A 15072-nucleotide genomic window follows, 5' to 3' on the forward strand; every position below is an offset into this window, starting at 1 on the left:
GTGAAAAAAATCGAATTAGAATTTTCGAAATTAATTGAAAAAAATCAGGGAATCATTCATAAAGTTTGCCGAATTTATACAAACAATGAAGAAGATTCTCAAGATTTATTTCAAGAAATTCTATTACAACTTTGGAAATCCTATAAAAGTTTTCAAGGAAATTCTAAATTCACTACTTGGATGTATAGAGTTGCACTAAACACGGCTATCACTCTTTTTAGAAAATCAACTAAAACCATCAATACCCAAGAAATTGATAACACCTTATATAAAATATCTGAAAATGATGATTTTAGTGAAAAGCAAGAACAAATCAACAAGCTTTATGAGGCTATCAAAAAACTTTCTGAAATAGAACGAGCTTTAGTGTTGCTATATTTAGAAGATTTATCTTACAGAGAAATTTCCGAGACTTTGGGTATTACAGAAGTTAATGCTCGGGTAAAGATGAATCGTGTGAAAACCAAATTAAAAGAAATAATGAACAAAAATGAAGAATGAATTGGATATAGACAGTCTAAAAAAATCTTGGCAAAAGCAAAGTGAGACCAATCAATATTCTCAGGCAGAATTAATATTGATGCTTAATAAAAAATCACGTAATAATGTAAAATACATTGTAATCATAAGTGTTATTGAATTTATAATTTTAATGACCTCTCTTCTGTTTACAGCAGCGGATATGAACCTTATTATGCCCAATTTGGGAGGGGAAGCTCTAAAAGTTTACATTCGTAACTACCATATTAGCAGATTGCTCATCTATTTTAATCTTATAACTTCCATTGGATTTATATTTTATTTTTACAGATGCTATAAAAAAATCAATCTCCTGTATTCAACCAAAGATTTAATCAATAATATATTAAGATTTAGAAAAAGCGTTAATTGGTTCATTTGTATTAATATTTTGCTGGGTGTATTAATACTTATTTTAACCGGCTTTTATGAATTTATGTATGGAAAAAGATTGGGACGAGGATTCAATTCTACAGATATTTTAAATATTGATCAAATAAGACTTAATTTCTCTTATCCTGAAAATATATTTGTTTTTATTATCATTTGCATAATTTTATTTTTAATAATTATCGCCTACTATTTATTAATTTATGGAATATTACTAAAAAAATTAAAGAAAAATTTAAACGAAATTAAAAAATTGGAAAAAGACAATCTATAATTTATTTTAAAAATACAAGAGGTCGACCAGTGGTCTACCCTATTACAAAATCATATACAATATACAATTTGTGTATGATTTTTTTTATAAATGAAAAATCGTATTTTTGCACATATTTAGTTGGAAGAAGATGAATCAAAGTACTCAATATACCGAGGATAATATAAAAACTCTCGAATGGCAGGAGCATATTCGTATCCGTCCGGGAATGTATATTGGAAAATTAGGTGACGGATCTTCCCCGGATGATGGTATCTATATTCTCTTAAAAGAAATAATCGATAATTCCATCGATGAATATGTTATGGGAGCAGGAAAAAAAATTGATCTTTCCCTTGATAATACCATAATAAAAATACGAGATTACGGAAGAGGTATTCCTTTAGGAAAAATGGTTGATGCCGTTTCTAAAATGAATACGGGAGGAAAATATGATTCCAGAGCCTTTAAAAAATCCGTAGGATTGAATGGAGTGGGTACAAAAGCCGTAAATGCATTATCCTCCTACTTTAAGGTTAAATCCGTACGTGATGGAGTTTCACGATATGCTGAATTTTCAAAAGGTGTACTGACATACGAAAGCCCTGAAACAGAATCCAAAGAAAGAAAAGGTACCGAAATTTCTTTTGAACCTGATTCATCCATATTCGGTAACTTCAAGTTTAGGAAAGAATATATAGACAAAATGCTTAAAAACTATGTCTATCTTAATCCCGGACTGAAAATTTTCTTTAATGGAGAAGAATACTATTCTGAAAATGGTTTGCAAGACTTACTTCAAGATAATATTGAAGGAGAAACTATTTATCCTATCATCCATTTAAAAGATGAAGATATTGAAGTAGCTTTCACTCACAGCGAACGTTCTCAATCAGAAGCTTATTTTTCCTTTGTAAACGGTCAACATACCACACAAGGAGGAACACATCTCAATGCTTTTAAAGAAGCCTTCGTAAAAACCATACGCGAATTTTATAATAAAAACTACGATGCATCTGATATTAGAAAATCAATAATAGCTGCTGTTTCAATTAAAATTATTGAACCGGTTTTTGAATCGCAAACTAAAACTAAATTGGGAAGTAGTGAAATGGGACCCGAATTACCCACGATTCGAACTTTTATGAATGATTTTCTAAAAAAACATTTAGATAATTTTTTACATAAAAATCCGGAGGTGGCGGATGCTCTTCAAAGAAAAATTATAATATCTGAAAAAGAAAGGAAAGAACTTTCCGGCATTCAAAAACTGGCAAGAGAAAGAGCAAAAAAAGTAAGTTTACACAATAAAAAATTAAGAGATTGTCGTCAACATTACAATGATCAGAAGTCTCAAAGAAAATTAGAATCTACTATATTTATTACGGAAGGTGATTCAGCCTCCGGATCCATAACTAAAAGTAGAGACGTGGAAACCCAAGCGGTATTCAGCCTTCGTGGAAAACCATTGAACAGCTATGGATTAACCAAAAAAATAGTTTATGAGAACGAAGAATTTAATTTACTTCAATCTGCTTTAAATATTGAAATAAGCTTAGAAGATTTACGTTATAATAATGTAGTTATCGCAACTGATGCCGACGTTGACGGAATGCACATCCGTTTGCTTATGATAACTTTTTTCTTACAATTTTTCCCTGATTTAATAAAGAACGGACATTTATATATTCTCCAAACTCCTTTATTCAGGGTTAGAAATAAAAAAGAAACACGGTATTGTTATACTGATGAAGAGCGAATTAAAGCAATTCAAGAATTAGGAAAAAATCCCGAAATAACTCGTTTTAAAGGGTTGGGAGAAATATCTCCTGACGAATTTAAAAATTTTATCGGTAAAGATATAAAATTAGAACCCGTAATGTTAAGTAAAAATACTTCTATTGAAGAACTATTGGACTTTTACATGGGAAAAAATACACAAACCAGGCAAGAATTTATAATTAATAATTTAGTAATAGATACCTTTTAGTGATATAAACAAAATTAAATATGAATAATGACTTAAAAGCTACTATTTTATGAAATTTCAAAATCCAAAAACTAAAAGTAAAATTGCAATTATTAACATTGTAATATTGATCATTTTTTTTACCAGCTTTGTATTTATCTACTTAAATGTACCTGCATTTGGCAGAGGAGATGAATTTGTTTTATTAATGAGTCTGTTAGTACTTGTTTATTTGGCCTATTTAGGTTGTCCTTTCTTTAGGTATGACAGTGACGGAGAAACATTAATATTTCAAAATGAAAAATCTCTTCCGATTGCTTTTATGGTTAAAGAATCATTATCTGACTTTCCTAAAAGAAAACTTATTAAATTTGTAATTAAAAATAAACCTTTATTCAAAAAAGTTTTAGAAATTTACATATCAAGCAAACGAGTAAGTTCGGGACAATCTAAAGTGAATTTTGATATATCTTATCTAGATTCCCGACAGATTAGAGATATACGAATTTCTCTTAATAAAGTAATTAGCGAAAATAAAAAGGAAATATATCAATAAAATTTTACACAAGCATAAAAAAACACTTTTAAACTAATAATGAACGAAGACAATCAAGAAAACGTAAATAAAAATAATCAAAACACTGAAACTATTCAAAAAATATCTGGTATGTACCAGAATTGGTTTTTAGATTATGCTTCTTATGTCATTCTTGAAAGGGCTATTCCATCCATCTTCGACGGTTTAAAACCGGTTCAAAAAAGAATCCTTCACTCAATGAGGGAATTGGAAGATGGCCGGTATAACAAGGTTGCCAATGTGGTGGGTAATACCATGAAATATCATCCACATGGAGACGCTGCTATTACTGATGCTATCGTTCAAATAGGACAAAAAGAACTATTAATTGATACCCAAGGAAACTGGGGTAATATATATACAGGAGACGGAGCAGCTGCTGCCCGTTATATTGAATCCAGATTAACTCCTTTTGCTTTAGAAGTTGTCTTTAATCCTAAAACTACGGTTTGGAAACCATCTTATGATGGACGGAATAAAGAGCCTGAAAACCTTCCTATAAAATTTCCCTTACTTTTATCTCAAGGAGTGGAAGGTATTGCCGTGGGATTATCAACTAAGATTTTACCACATAATTTTTTAGAATTAATCGATGCTTCTATTGCGATTTTAAAAGGAAAACCATTTACCTTATATCCTGATTTCCAAACAGGAGGTTTAATTGACGTTGCGAATTATAATGACGGAGAACGCGGAGGAAAAATAAGAGCTCGAGCCAGAATTTCAAATCCGGAAAAAGGACTTCTTTTAATAAATGAAATTCCGTATGGAACTAATACAGGATCTCTTATAGACAGTATCCTTAAAGCCAATGAGAAGGGAAAAATTAAAATAAAAAAAGTTGAAGATAATACCGCTTCAGAAGTTGAAATTTTAATACACTTACCTAACGATGTCTCTCCGGACAAGATGATTGATGCTTTATATGCATTCACAGATTGCGAAATTTCAATTTCTCCGAATGCATGTGTCATCAATGTAGACAAACCTGAATTTTTAAGTGTTTCTGAAATATTAAGAAGAAATACCAACCATACTGTAAATCTTCTTAAACAAGAATTAGAGATTGAACTCGGCGAATTGCAGGAACAATGGCATTTTGCTTCGTTAGAAAAAATATTTATCGAAAACAGAATCTACCATCAAATCGAAGAACTTGTTAAGTGGGAAGATGTGATCTCTACTATTGATGCTGGATTAAAACCTTTTACCGGCCATTTGATTAGAGAAGTTTCCGAAGACGATATTAATAAGTTAACTGAAATACGCATTAAAAGAATTACCCGATTCGACCTGGATAAAGCAGAGGAAAATATTGCAGCATTAGATGGAAAAATAAAAGAAGTAAAACACCATTTGGATCATTTAATCCAATATGCAATTGAATACTTTACCAATATAAAGAAAAAATACGGAAAAAATAAAGAACGAAAAACCGAAATTCGAACTTTTGATACAATCGACGCAGCAAAAGTTGCAGTTGCAAATATTAAATTCTATGTCAATCGTGAAGAAGGATTTATTGGATATTCCCTTAAAAAGGATGAATACCTTTTTGACTGTTCGGATATAGATGATATAATTGTGTTTAGAAAAGACGGGGTAATGCTGGTTACTAAAGCAGATGCTAAAACTTTTGTAGGAAAAAACATCATCCATGTTGGAATTTGGAAGAAAAATGATACCCGTACTATTTACAACATGATCTATCGTGAAGGTAAACTAGGTCCTTGGTATATGAAAAGATTTCCGGTTACCTCCATAACTAGAGATAAAGAATACAATTTAGCCTCTACCGCTAAAGGTTCAGAAGTCCAATATTTTACTGCGAATCCTAATGGTGAAGCGGAATCAGTTACCATTTTCCTTAAACCCAGCCAAAGGTTAAAAAAATTAAAGTTTGACATTGATTTTTCAGAATTAGCCATTAAGGGAAGAAGCTCTAAAGGAAATTTAGTATCAAAAAATTATATAAAGAAAATTGAATTAAAAGAATCAGGTATTTCTACTTTAGCCCCTAGAAAAATATGGTTTGATGAATCAGTACAACGCTTAAACGTTGAAGGCCGCGGTAAATATTTAGGCGCTTTTAAAGGAGCCGATAAAATTGTTACCCTCTCTTCTACCGGTATTGCTAAACTTCATACTTTTGATCTTTTGAATCATTTTGATAATGAATTTTTAGTGCTTGAAAAATGGAATCCGGAAAAACCGGTATGTTGTATATATTACGACGGAGATAAATCCATTTATTATATTAAACGCTTCTTATTAGATGATACCTTGAATCCGCAAGTATTTTTTATCTCAGAAAATCCAAGATCTTTTATAGAATGGGTTGGAACCGGATGGAAATTAATTGCTGAAATCAACTTTGGAAAAGATAAGAGTCCGGAAACTATTAATTTAGAAGACTTTATAGCTATTAAAGGAATTAAGGCACAAGGAAATCAAATTTCTAAAGAAAAAATAAAAAAGATAACCATTACAGAAGAACCTTCCGAACAGGAAAATGAAGCAAATGCCAATGCTGAAACTGAAGACGCCCCAACTGAACCTAAAGATTCTCAAGATGGAAACTCCGGTACAGATGGTGAACAGATAAATCTTTTCTAATAATCTGAATATTTTTTATTTCAAAAAAACAATAAATATTTGTTTACATATTAATTTCAAATATCATTATTAAATAATTTAATGCCTTTACCGCATACTTACTCTTAAATTCACTAGATTTGTTTAATAAATTTAAGTTAAGTTTAATTTTTAATTAAAAAAAAGAATATGGCATTTGAATTACCAAAATTACCGTATGCATACAATGCGCTAGAGCCTTATATCGATGCAAAAACCATGGAAATCCATTATACGAAACATCATGGTACTTATACTACAAATTTAAATAATGCAATCGCCGGTACAGAACTTGAAAATTTACCTATAGAACAAATTATAATTAAAGGTTTTGATAAAACCCCTATAAGAAATAATGGCGGTGGTTATTTGAACCATTGTTTATTTTGGGAATGGTTAACCCCTAATGGTAAAGGTAAACCGGAAGGAAATTTAGCTGCAGCAATCAACGAATCTTTTGGATCTTTTGATGCTTTCAAAGAGGAATTTTCAAAAGCAGCAGCCGGCAGATTCGGATCCGGATGGGCTTGGTTGTTATCCAATAATGGAAAATTAAGCATTGGCTCAACGGCAAATCAAGACAATCCTTTAATGCCGGGAGTAGGTGCATCAGGAACTCCTATTCTAGGGTTAGATGTTTGGGAACATGCTTACTATCTTAACTATCAAAACAGGAGAGCAGACTACATCAGTGCTTTCTTTAACGTGGTAAACTGGGATAAAGTTTCTGAATTATTTGAATCAAGTAAATAAATCAAGTATAAAGATTTAATAAAAAGCCGTCTAAATTAGATGGCTTTTTATCTTTTAGTGAAGATTGACACCAATGCTAAAAGGAAAATAGCGCCAAGAGTGGACATAGCCAACAGGAGAGTTTTATCATTTTCATTAACCGGTATTTGAAGATGTTTAAATAGCCAATTTCCTAAAAAACTACCTAAAATACCAATCATTAAATTTCCAAAACATCCAAAACCTCGACCTTTAATTAAAGTCCCTGCTAAAAAACCGGATGAAATCCCTATAAGTAATGTCCACATTATTTTATGTTCTAATTTTTTAACTTTTGTGAATTAATAATTTTTTTCCAATCTAAATATCCAAAAATTGCGATGATAAATAAAAATATAGTTAAAAGAGAATATAATAAAAGTCCTTTATGAAGTAATAATGGAACGGCTATAAAATTACTAATATTTAAAAAAATCCAATTATCCAGTTTTCTTTTTGCTAATAGCCACATACCGGCCCAAGCAAATGCGCTCACCAATGAGTCCCATACAGGAACATCTGAATTAGTATAATTCGTTAAGAAAAAATATAAAAGAAACCATGAAAATATCACAATGCAACATGCAATTAATCTATCGTTGACAGTACATAAACTTACCGTACTACTATTCTTAGTTTTACTTGTCCATAAAAACCATCCGTATATACTCATTACAAAATAATATACTTGCAATAAAATTTCCGCGTATAAACGAAAATCCCAATAAATATACATGGTTATGAGTATATTAAGTATTCCGCAAGGATACAACCAAACCTTATTATATTTTGCGAATAAAGCTTCCGCTATACCAAAAGCAACTCCTATGGCTTCTAAAAAAGAAATTTGATAAAATTGTTGTTTTAAAATTGTCCACCATTCGTGTATTGAAACCATAGTAACACCTATATTTATTTATTAGTACTTAAACATACATTATATGTAGATATTTTATTTTCTTAGAAAGTCATGATTTTAAAATAAATTTTAAAATCAATCCGATTAATTAAAACGTAGTATTCCTGATTTCGTATAGTAAATTATTATTTTACCTGCAAAGATATTAAAAAGACCTACTTTAATTAGTATTCTTTTACAAATAATTAAAATATAGATTATTTCAATAATTTTTATGGCAATAAATTTGATGTGATTTAAGTTTTTAATAAGTAATATAATCCAAAAATTAGTATGATAGCAGGTATGACTAAAGAAAAAGAAAATTCAGATAACCCTATTGACATTCTAAAAAGATGTAAAATTATACGAGAAAAGCATACAAAATCAGCTTATTTAAATATAAATATTTCGGGAGAATGGAAATTATATTCAGGCGATTCAGTTCAAACTATTGATACTAAAAAACCGATCGCGCAAGGTAAAGATTACGGTACTTATCCTTTATATATATTACCATCCAAAAGAAGTTATTTTAAATTAGAGACTTCGGAAGGATCGGCTATACTTGCGGAAACACACCTTCCGATGGAAGGAGGATATAATTTTAGGGATTTAGGAGGTTTAGAGTCTAAAGACGGAAAACGAATTAAATGGGGGAAATTATTTAGAACAGACGATTTATATAATCTAACTCATAATGATTTACTATATTTATCCAGTATTCCTATAATTACTTTAGTTGATTTCAGATGCGAAGAAGAATATAAGGCCTTACCCGACAAAATTCCTGCAGAAGTTAAAAATCATTACTATTTGTGTATTGAACCCGGTCGTTTAAAAGCATATGCTAAAAGTATTCATACAAGCAAAAATGATGTAATAAATGCTATGAAGCATTTATACAAACTTTTAGTTACAGAAGATAAATATTTGAACGCATACGAAGAATTTTTTACCTATATACAAGATCAAGAAAAATTACCGCTCCTTTTTCATTGTTCAGCAGGGAAAGATCGTACCGGATTGGCTACCGCATTGTTGCTATATGCTCTAGATATTCCAAAAGATATTATTTTAAAGGATTATTTAGCATCCAACGATTATCTGGCGGATAAATACCATCCGTTAATTGAACAAAATCCATCCAACAAATATTTATATACGGTCATACCGGAATACTTAGAAAGCGCATTAAACGAAATAGAAAATGAATATGGTTCCATTCAAAATTTTTTGATTAAAAGAATGCATTTAAATATTGATAAATTGAAAAATAATTTATTGTATTAATATCTGTTTAAACTTTAAAATCAAAAATTAATCGGAAATCAACATGTATCGAATTTTAAACAGATAAGTACCTAGTTTACTTACCTGTTTTAATGAAGAATGTATTAAAATTTATTCGTACAAATGGTAGAGAAAATTCTATTTATTTAGGTTGGCTTTTTGTAGACGAACGGCATTTAATATTGCTAAAAGGGCTACACCCACATCGGCAAATACAGCTTCCAATAGATGGATATCACCAAAAATTCCTAAAATCATTACAATAATTTTAATACCAAAAGCTAATATCACATTTTGCCATACAACATGTTTGGTGGCTTTTCCTATTTTAACGGCTAAAGGAATTTTAGAGGTCTGATCGTCTTGAATTATGACATCGGCTACTTCAATCGTCGCATCACTGCCTAAACCTCCCATGGCAATTCCAACATCACTTAAAGCGATCACCGGTGCATCATTAAATCCATCACCTACAAAAGCTACTTTACCAATCACTGTTGATTTTATTTCCTTCATTTTACTTACCTTATCTTCCGGTAAAAGTTCACCATAGGCATGATCTATACCTAATTCTCGGGCAACTTTTTGTACGATTGTATTTTTATCTCCGCTAAGAATAGTTGACCCGATACCTAAATCATGTATTTTTTTAATATCTTGTTGAGCTCCTGATTTAATTTGATCTGCAATTTCCAAATATCCGGCGAACTTATTATTTACTGCAATTAAAACTACAGTATTTATGATTTCTTTACAAGTTTCCGGATAAGAAATAGAATAGGCATCCATTAATTTAAAATTACCTACTAATAATTCATTATCTTCTATTTCCACTTTAATCCCTTTTCCCGGAATATCTTCCATGGAAGTAATTTTTGTTACCTCAGGTTTATGATTAACATAAGCTTGAATTGCGATAGCAATCGGATGATTACTATGAGATTCAGCTATATTAACCCATTGTAATAATTGAGTCCGATCAAAACCTTGCTCAACATGTACATTTTGAACAGAAAAATTTCCTAAGGTTAAAGTTCCTGTTTTATCAAATACAATTTGTTTGACTTCAGCCAAGATATCCAAAAAGTTGGAACCTTTAACCAAAATACCGTTTCTTGAAGCTAAACCTATGCCACCGAAATATCCTAGAGGTATTGAGATTACCAAAGCACAAGGACAGGATATAACTAAAAATATTAAGGATCGATACAACCAGGTTTCATATTCATAGTTTGCAATAAAAAAATAAGGTAATATAAACACCAGCAAAGCAATAAAGAAAACCGCCGGAGTATAAATCTTCGCAAATTTTCTGATAAACAATTCTGTTTTCGCTTTTTGACCGGTAGCGTTTTGAACTAAATCCAATATTTTAGATAGTTTACTGTCTGAGTAAGGAGTAGTAACTTTTACAAGTGATGAAGTGTTAAGATTTATCATTCCTGCTAAAATGGTCTCCCCTTTTTCTTTACTTTGCGGAGTACTTTCCCCGGTTAACGCAGAGGTATTGAACGTAGCCGTTGAAGAAATCAATTCTCCATCCAATGCTACTTTATCTCCCGGTTTCAATTGTATAATTTCGCCTACTTGAACCTCTTTAGCTTTTACGACTTTAGTAGTTTGATTTTCAATAATTGTTGCTTCATCGGGTCTTTGATCCAATAAAGCATTAATATTTCTTTTAGCTTTAGCTACTGCCAACGATTGGAAGTTCTCTCCAATGGAATAAAATAACATAACTGCAACCGCTTCCGGATATTCTCCTATATAAAAAGCACCTACCGAAGCTAAAAACATTAACGATAGCTCATTGAAAAAATCCTTATGCTTAAATTCTTCCAACATTTCTTTAAATACAGGAAACCCTACAGGCAAATAAGCTAGAATATATACTCCCAATCTAATCCAAGAATTGAAAAATGAAGTTTTAGAATAATCTAAAATGAGAGCGAGAGCTAAAAGGATAGAACTTATGATGGCCGGTAAAAATAATTGAAAAATATTTATGTTGAAATCTAGTTCGTGATCATGGGTATGTCCATGAGAAGATTCATGATCTCCTTGATTAGTAATATTTTTTCTATCGTTGTCATTACAGGCGCAACCGGGTTTATAAGAAGACATAACTATCTGTATTTTTTAATTATATAACAAAAATAATTCCCCTATGTTGCAATTAGATTGCAAAGAAAGAAATAGTAAAAAAATTAGAATCGGTATTCTTTCCTCTCGCCCAATCCTTGAGTTTAATTTTTTATAAATTTGCATGAAACGTAAATAATAAAAAATGGATAAGGCAGAACTTTTGGCCAAGCTAAATGAATCTTCACCAAATACACTAATGGATACCTTAGGGATCGTATACACTGATTTTACAGGAGATACACTAACTGCAGAAATGGAAGTAAATTCCCGGGTACACCAACCGATAGGATTTTTACATGGTGGAGTCTCATTAGCTCTTGCTGAAACTGTAGGTTCGGTTTTATCTATTACCACGGTTGATCCTTCAAATTATTATGTTTTCGGAACGCAAGTAAACGGGTATCATTTAAAATCTGTTAAAAACGGAAAAATTTCAGCTACAGCCCAATTTATTAACAAAGGAAATACATCCCATGTGGTTGAAATTAATATTTTTTGTACGGATGATGAGGGAAATACTTTTAAAAATTGTTATGTTACCATGACTAATCGCATTGTTCCTAAAAATAATTTTGAATAATGGTACTTTCTGAAATAGTTAAAGATTGCATTAAAAAAAATATTCCTTTTGCTTTTATTCGACTTCCTAAAGACAAAAAAATATTTTTAATTAAAAAGGAAGAGGGCGGCTTATATGAATATTCTTTTCAATCTTTTGATAATTCAAAGAAATATACTTTCCATTTTTCAACTTTTACTGAGGTAAAAGATTTATTACCATCGAATGATCATATATTTCCTCTACCTAACAATGAAAATACAAAGGTTATTTCAGAACAAGAATATTTAAATCTACTTCAACGGACCATTCATTATATTCAACAAAAACAAACAGATAAAATTGTAATTTCTCGCGAAAAATGGATCGATAAGGATAAGATCAACCCTTTCAAATCGTTTTTGTTTTTATGTGAAAAATATCCATCCTCCTTTTGCCAAGTAAGCTATTGGAATCAAAATGAAATTTGGATGGGGGCTACTCCTGAACTCTTAGGTTCTTTTGAAAATTCTTTATTTACAACGATGGCACTTGCCGGAACATTACCGGATATTGATTCTGTTCAGTGGGAAAGCAAAGAAATAGAAGAGCAAAAATATGTCACAGATTATATTTGTGAAAAAATTAAAGCCTATACTTCGAATTTAACGGTAAAAGGTCCTGAAACACTTCATTTAGGACATGTTAAACATTTAGTAACCTATCTTTCTGCAAAATTAAATACTTCTGATCAACTACCTCAATTGATAGCAGATTTGCATCCTACACCTGCCGTTTGTGGAATTCCGTTAAATAAAAGTAGAAGTTATATTTTGGAGAATGAAGGATATAATCGTGATTTTTATGCAGGATATATAGGATTGGAAACTCAGAAATTTAAAAAGTATTTCGTTAATTTACGATGTGCTAAACTATATGCTAATGGAGCGTTACTTTATGTAGGTGGTGGTATTACAGCGCAAAGTAATCCGCAAAAAGAATGGACGGAAACAGAATTAAAGGCTAAATTTATTGGTGAAAGTCTTTAAATACCTTCTTATGCTTAATCAAACAGACTGAGTTGGTTTTTATCAATTTTTTTAGTTACAGATTTATTAGTTTTCTTGCCGGTTTTTTTTATAAGACTGCTGTTTTCAACGGCGTCTCCATATATGGTTTTACCACCGTATTTCCAGGAATTTTTCCGTTCATTTTCAATCCATTCATGAAAATTGTCACTGGGTTTAAAATTCTTTTCAATTTCCATAGATACTTTGGAAAGATTTTTCAATGCTTCCAATTTATCGGTATCTCCTAATTTAGATCGTTGCAATGCTTTATCAAAAACTTCAATGGTTTCATCATACACTCGAGTGGGTACAGGAAAAGGATGTCCGTCTTTTCCTCCGTGTGCAAAAGAAAATCGGGCGGGATCTGAAAATCTGGAAGGAGTGCCATGTATTACCTCACTAACTAAGGTCAACGATTGAAGCGTTCTGGGTCCTACTCCATTCAAAAGCAACAGAGATTCCACATCTTGAACATCTGTTTCATGAGCAAGTACCAAAGCAGCACCCAATCTCTTCAAATTGACGTCTTTTTCGCGTACCTCATGATGAGTAGGCAATATAAGGGATATTTCTTTCATTAAACGATCCGGATTTTCCTTAGTTAGTTCCAAAATTCCCTGTTTGGTAGTAGAAGCATCTTTATCGGTCAGATTAAGGATTTCTCCTTTGTTTTTACCATAAATAAAAGTATGGGGAGTTTCCGTAAAGGATTGAACTGAGGAGGACAGCCAATGATACCTTCTTGCCAATTTATCGTTGATATTCATTCCTTGCTGTACAACTGTCCAATCCCCATCTTTAGTAACTACAAAAGAATGTAAATATATTTGGAAACCATCTTGAACCGCACAATTATCAACCTTTGCTACCAATCTGCTCTTAGTAATGAGTTCATTTCCATCTAAACCGGTTTTATCGGCAATATGAAGTAATTCCGTTGGAGTATTTCGTGAAGATTTTCCCCTGCCCCCGCATACATAAATACCAAGTTCCGAGGATCTTTGATTTATTGCTTTTTTCAAAGCATTCATAACGGAAGTGGTTATTCCTGAAGAATGCCAATCCATTCCTAAAACACATCCTAAAGATTGAAACCAAAACGGGTCGCTTAATTTTTGTAATAAAGTTTTTCTTCCGTATTCTTGAACTATAGCCTCTACAATCGCTCCACCTAATAAAGCCATTCTTTTAGCTAACCAGGCGGGAACTGTTCCATAGTGTAAAGGTAAATCTGCATATCCCTTCTTCATATAGTAAATATAGTAAAAATTAAATTAATTAACTCATTTACTGCACTTTTACCTTATAATTAAATGATAGTAATTGCGCGGTAACTTTAATTTAAACAATTTTTGACTAAAAGTTTTTCAGCAATCATATTACTTAAAACTTCTGTTCTATTTTGACCTACAATTTGAACGGTTACACTTCCGTCAAACTCTTCGACTGATTCAATCTGAAATTTAATTCCTAAATTGAAATTTTTAGAATTTAAATATTTTAAAAATTCTTTAGAACTGTGAATGATAGCGGATAATTCCACGATTTCTCCAATTTGGTATTCGTTTAACCTTTTAAAGCGTCCCCCTTCAATATTTCCTTGTTTATCCGGTATAGGTGAACCGTGAGGATCGAACTTAGGATAATCTAACAATTCGTCCATTTTATTGAAAAATTTTTCTGAATGTATATGTTCGATTTGTTCGGCTACTTCATGAACATCTTCCCAACTAAATCCCATTTTTTCAACCAAATACATTTCTGTTAGACGGTGTTTCCTAAGAATTAAAGCGGCTTCTTTTTTACCTTTTTCTGTCAGTTTTAACGGTTTATAGCTCTGATAGTATACCAATCCTTTTTTCAAGAATTTTTTCATCATGCTGTTCACAGTAGGCATTTTGATATCTAAGGATTGGCTTAACGCCAAAGTAGATACTTCTCCCTTTTCGTCAGACAGATTATATAAGGCTTTTAGATAATTTTCTTCTATAGATGAGAACATTTACAAATATATT

The 15072-nt window shown here is 31.3% G+C and carries 14 protein-coding genes; 9 read left to right on the plus strand and 5 right to left on the minus strand.

The annotated features are described in order from the left end of the window. The 6 genes from GYM73_RS05855 to GYM73_RS05880 all read left to right on the plus strand — a co-directional run bounded on the left by GYM73_RS05855 (position 1) and on the right by GYM73_RS05880 (position 7095). The gene (locus GYM73_RS05855) at positions 1 to 501 is read left to right on the plus strand and encodes an RNA polymerase sigma factor (RefSeq protein ID WP_105297843.1); all 501 of its coding nucleotides are present in this window, start codon (positions 1 to 3) and stop codon (positions 499 to 501) included. After that, the gene (locus GYM73_RS05860) at positions 491 to 1183 is read left to right on the plus strand and encodes a hypothetical protein (protein WP_160543185.1); all 693 of its coding nucleotides are present in this window, start codon (positions 491 to 493) and stop codon (positions 1181 to 1183) included. The genes GYM73_RS05855 and GYM73_RS05860 overlap by 11 nt, the downstream gene beginning before the upstream one ends. A 130-nt stretch (positions 1184 to 1313) precedes the next feature. Next, positions 1314 to 3152 carry a DNA topoisomerase IV subunit B gene (locus tag GYM73_RS05865; RefSeq protein ID WP_220233262.1) on the plus strand — a complete coding sequence of 613 codons (1839 nt, stop codon included), beginning with the start codon at positions 1314 to 1316 and terminating at the stop codon, positions 3150 to 3152. Between the two features lie 49 nt (positions 3153 to 3201). After that, entirely contained in the window at positions 3202 to 3687 is a 486-nt protein-coding gene (locus tag GYM73_RS05870) for a hypothetical protein (RefSeq protein WP_160543187.1), read from the plus strand. Positions 3688 to 3726: 39 nt separating this feature from the next. After that, entirely contained in the window at positions 3727 to 6324 is a 2598-nt protein-coding gene (locus GYM73_RS05875; RefSeq protein WP_220233263.1) for a DNA gyrase/topoisomerase IV subunit A, read from the plus strand. Between the two features lie 168 nt (positions 6325 to 6492). Then, positions 6493 to 7095 carry a superoxide dismutase gene (locus tag GYM73_RS05880; protein WP_160543189.1) on the plus strand — a complete coding sequence of 201 codons (603 nt, stop codon included), beginning with the start codon at positions 6493 to 6495 and terminating at the stop codon, positions 7093 to 7095. A 47-nt stretch (positions 7096 to 7142) separates the two neighbouring features. Here GYM73_RS05880 and GYM73_RS05885 read toward each other — a convergent pair whose 3' ends face one another. Beyond that, positions 7143 to 7382 (minus strand): GlsB/YeaQ/YmgE family stress response membrane protein, encoded by a 240-nt coding sequence (locus tag GYM73_RS05885; protein ID WP_220233264.1) that lies wholly within the window; start codon positions 7380 to 7382, stop codon positions 7143 to 7145. Between the two features lie 11 nt (positions 7383 to 7393). After that, positions 7394 to 8011 carry a nicotinamide riboside transporter PnuC gene (gene pnuC / locus GYM73_RS05890; RefSeq protein WP_220233265.1) on the minus strand — a complete coding sequence of 206 codons (618 nt, stop codon included), beginning with the start codon at positions 8009 to 8011 and terminating at the stop codon, positions 7394 to 7396. A gap of 294 nt (positions 8012 to 8305) precedes the next feature. Between pnuC and GYM73_RS05895 the strand changes: the two genes are divergently transcribed. Further along, the gene (locus tag GYM73_RS05895; RefSeq protein ID WP_220233266.1) at positions 8306 to 9304 is read left to right on the plus strand and encodes a tyrosine-protein phosphatase; all 999 of its coding nucleotides are present in this window, start codon (positions 8306 to 8308) and stop codon (positions 9302 to 9304) included. 138 nt (positions 9305 to 9442) lie between these two features. Here GYM73_RS05895 and GYM73_RS05900 read toward each other — a convergent pair whose 3' ends face one another. Then, entirely contained in the window at positions 9443 to 11428 is a 1986-nt protein-coding gene (locus tag GYM73_RS05900) for a heavy metal translocating P-type ATPase (RefSeq protein ID WP_220233267.1), read from the minus strand. 163 nt (positions 11429 to 11591) lie between these two features. Here GYM73_RS05900 and GYM73_RS05905 point away from each other — a divergent pair, with 163 nt between their 5' ends. Then, complete coding sequence (locus tag GYM73_RS05905; protein ID WP_220233268.1) at positions 11592 to 12029, plus strand: hotdog fold thioesterase; 438 nt, start codon at positions 11592 to 11594, stop codon at positions 12027 to 12029. Then, positions 12029 to 13036 (plus strand): chorismate-binding protein, encoded by a 1008-nt coding sequence (locus GYM73_RS05910; protein ID WP_220233269.1) that lies wholly within the window; start codon positions 12029 to 12031, stop codon positions 13034 to 13036. Before GYM73_RS05905 ends, GYM73_RS05910 begins: the two co-directional genes overlap by 1 nt. 14 nt (positions 13037 to 13050) lie before the next feature. Here the strand turns inward: GYM73_RS05910 and GYM73_RS05915 are convergent, their stop codons facing one another. Further along, complete coding sequence (locus GYM73_RS05915) at positions 13051 to 14307, minus strand: DUF763 domain-containing protein (protein ID WP_220233270.1); 1257 nt, start codon at positions 14305 to 14307, stop codon at positions 13051 to 13053. A gap of 86 nt (positions 14308 to 14393) precedes the next feature. After that, a complete protein-coding gene (locus tag GYM73_RS05920; RefSeq protein WP_220233271.1) occupies positions 14394 to 15059 on the minus strand; it encodes a metal-dependent transcriptional regulator in 666 nt (221 codons plus the stop codon). Between the last annotated feature and the right edge of the window lie 13 nt (positions 15060 to 15072).

This window comes from Apibacter sp. ESL0432 (assembly GCF_019469225.1).
Lineage (GTDB): Bacteria > Bacteroidota > Bacteroidia > Flavobacteriales > Weeksellaceae > Apibacter.

Coding starts and splice junctions, on each gene's coding strand:
- GYM73_RS05900 (WP_220233267.1), bottom strand. CDS start 11,428: ATGTCTTCTTATAAACCCGGTTGCGCCTGTAATGACAACGATAGAAAA.
- GYM73_RS05880 (WP_160543189.1), top strand. CDS start 6,493: ATGGCATTTGAATTACCAAAATTACCGTATGCATACAATGCGCTAGAG.
- GYM73_RS05865 (WP_220233262.1), top strand. CDS start 1,314: ATGAATCAAAGTACTCAATATACCGAGGATAATATAAAAACTCTCGAA.
- GYM73_RS05860 (WP_160543185.1), top strand. CDS start 491: ATGAAGAATGAATTGGATATAGACAGTCTAAAAAAATCTTGGCAAAAG.
- GYM73_RS05875 (WP_220233263.1), top strand. CDS start 3,727: ATGAACGAAGACAATCAAGAAAACGTAAATAAAAATAATCAAAACACT.
- GYM73_RS05920 (WP_220233271.1), bottom strand. CDS start 15,059: ATGTTCTCATCTATAGAAGAAAATTATCTAAAAGCCTTATATAATCTG.
- GYM73_RS05915 (WP_220233270.1), bottom strand. CDS start 14,307: ATGAAGAAGGGATATGCAGATTTACCTTTACACTATGGAACAGTTCCC.
- GYM73_RS05910 (WP_220233269.1), top strand. CDS start 12,029: ATGGTACTTTCTGAAATAGTTAAAGATTGCATTAAAAAAAATATTCCT.
- GYM73_RS05885 (WP_220233264.1), bottom strand. CDS start 7,382: ATGTGGACATTACTTATAGGGATTTCATCCGGTTTTTTAGCAGGGACT.
- GYM73_RS05905 (WP_220233268.1), top strand. CDS start 11,592: ATGGATAAGGCAGAACTTTTGGCCAAGCTAAATGAATCTTCACCAAAT.
- GYM73_RS05870 (WP_160543187.1), top strand. CDS start 3,202: ATGAAATTTCAAAATCCAAAAACTAAAAGTAAAATTGCAATTATTAAC.
- pnuC (WP_220233265.1), bottom strand. CDS start 8,011: ATGGTTTCAATACACGAATGGTGGACAATTTTAAAACAACAATTTTAT.
- GYM73_RS05895 (WP_220233266.1), top strand. CDS start 8,306: ATGATAGCAGGTATGACTAAAGAAAAAGAAAATTCAGATAACCCTATT.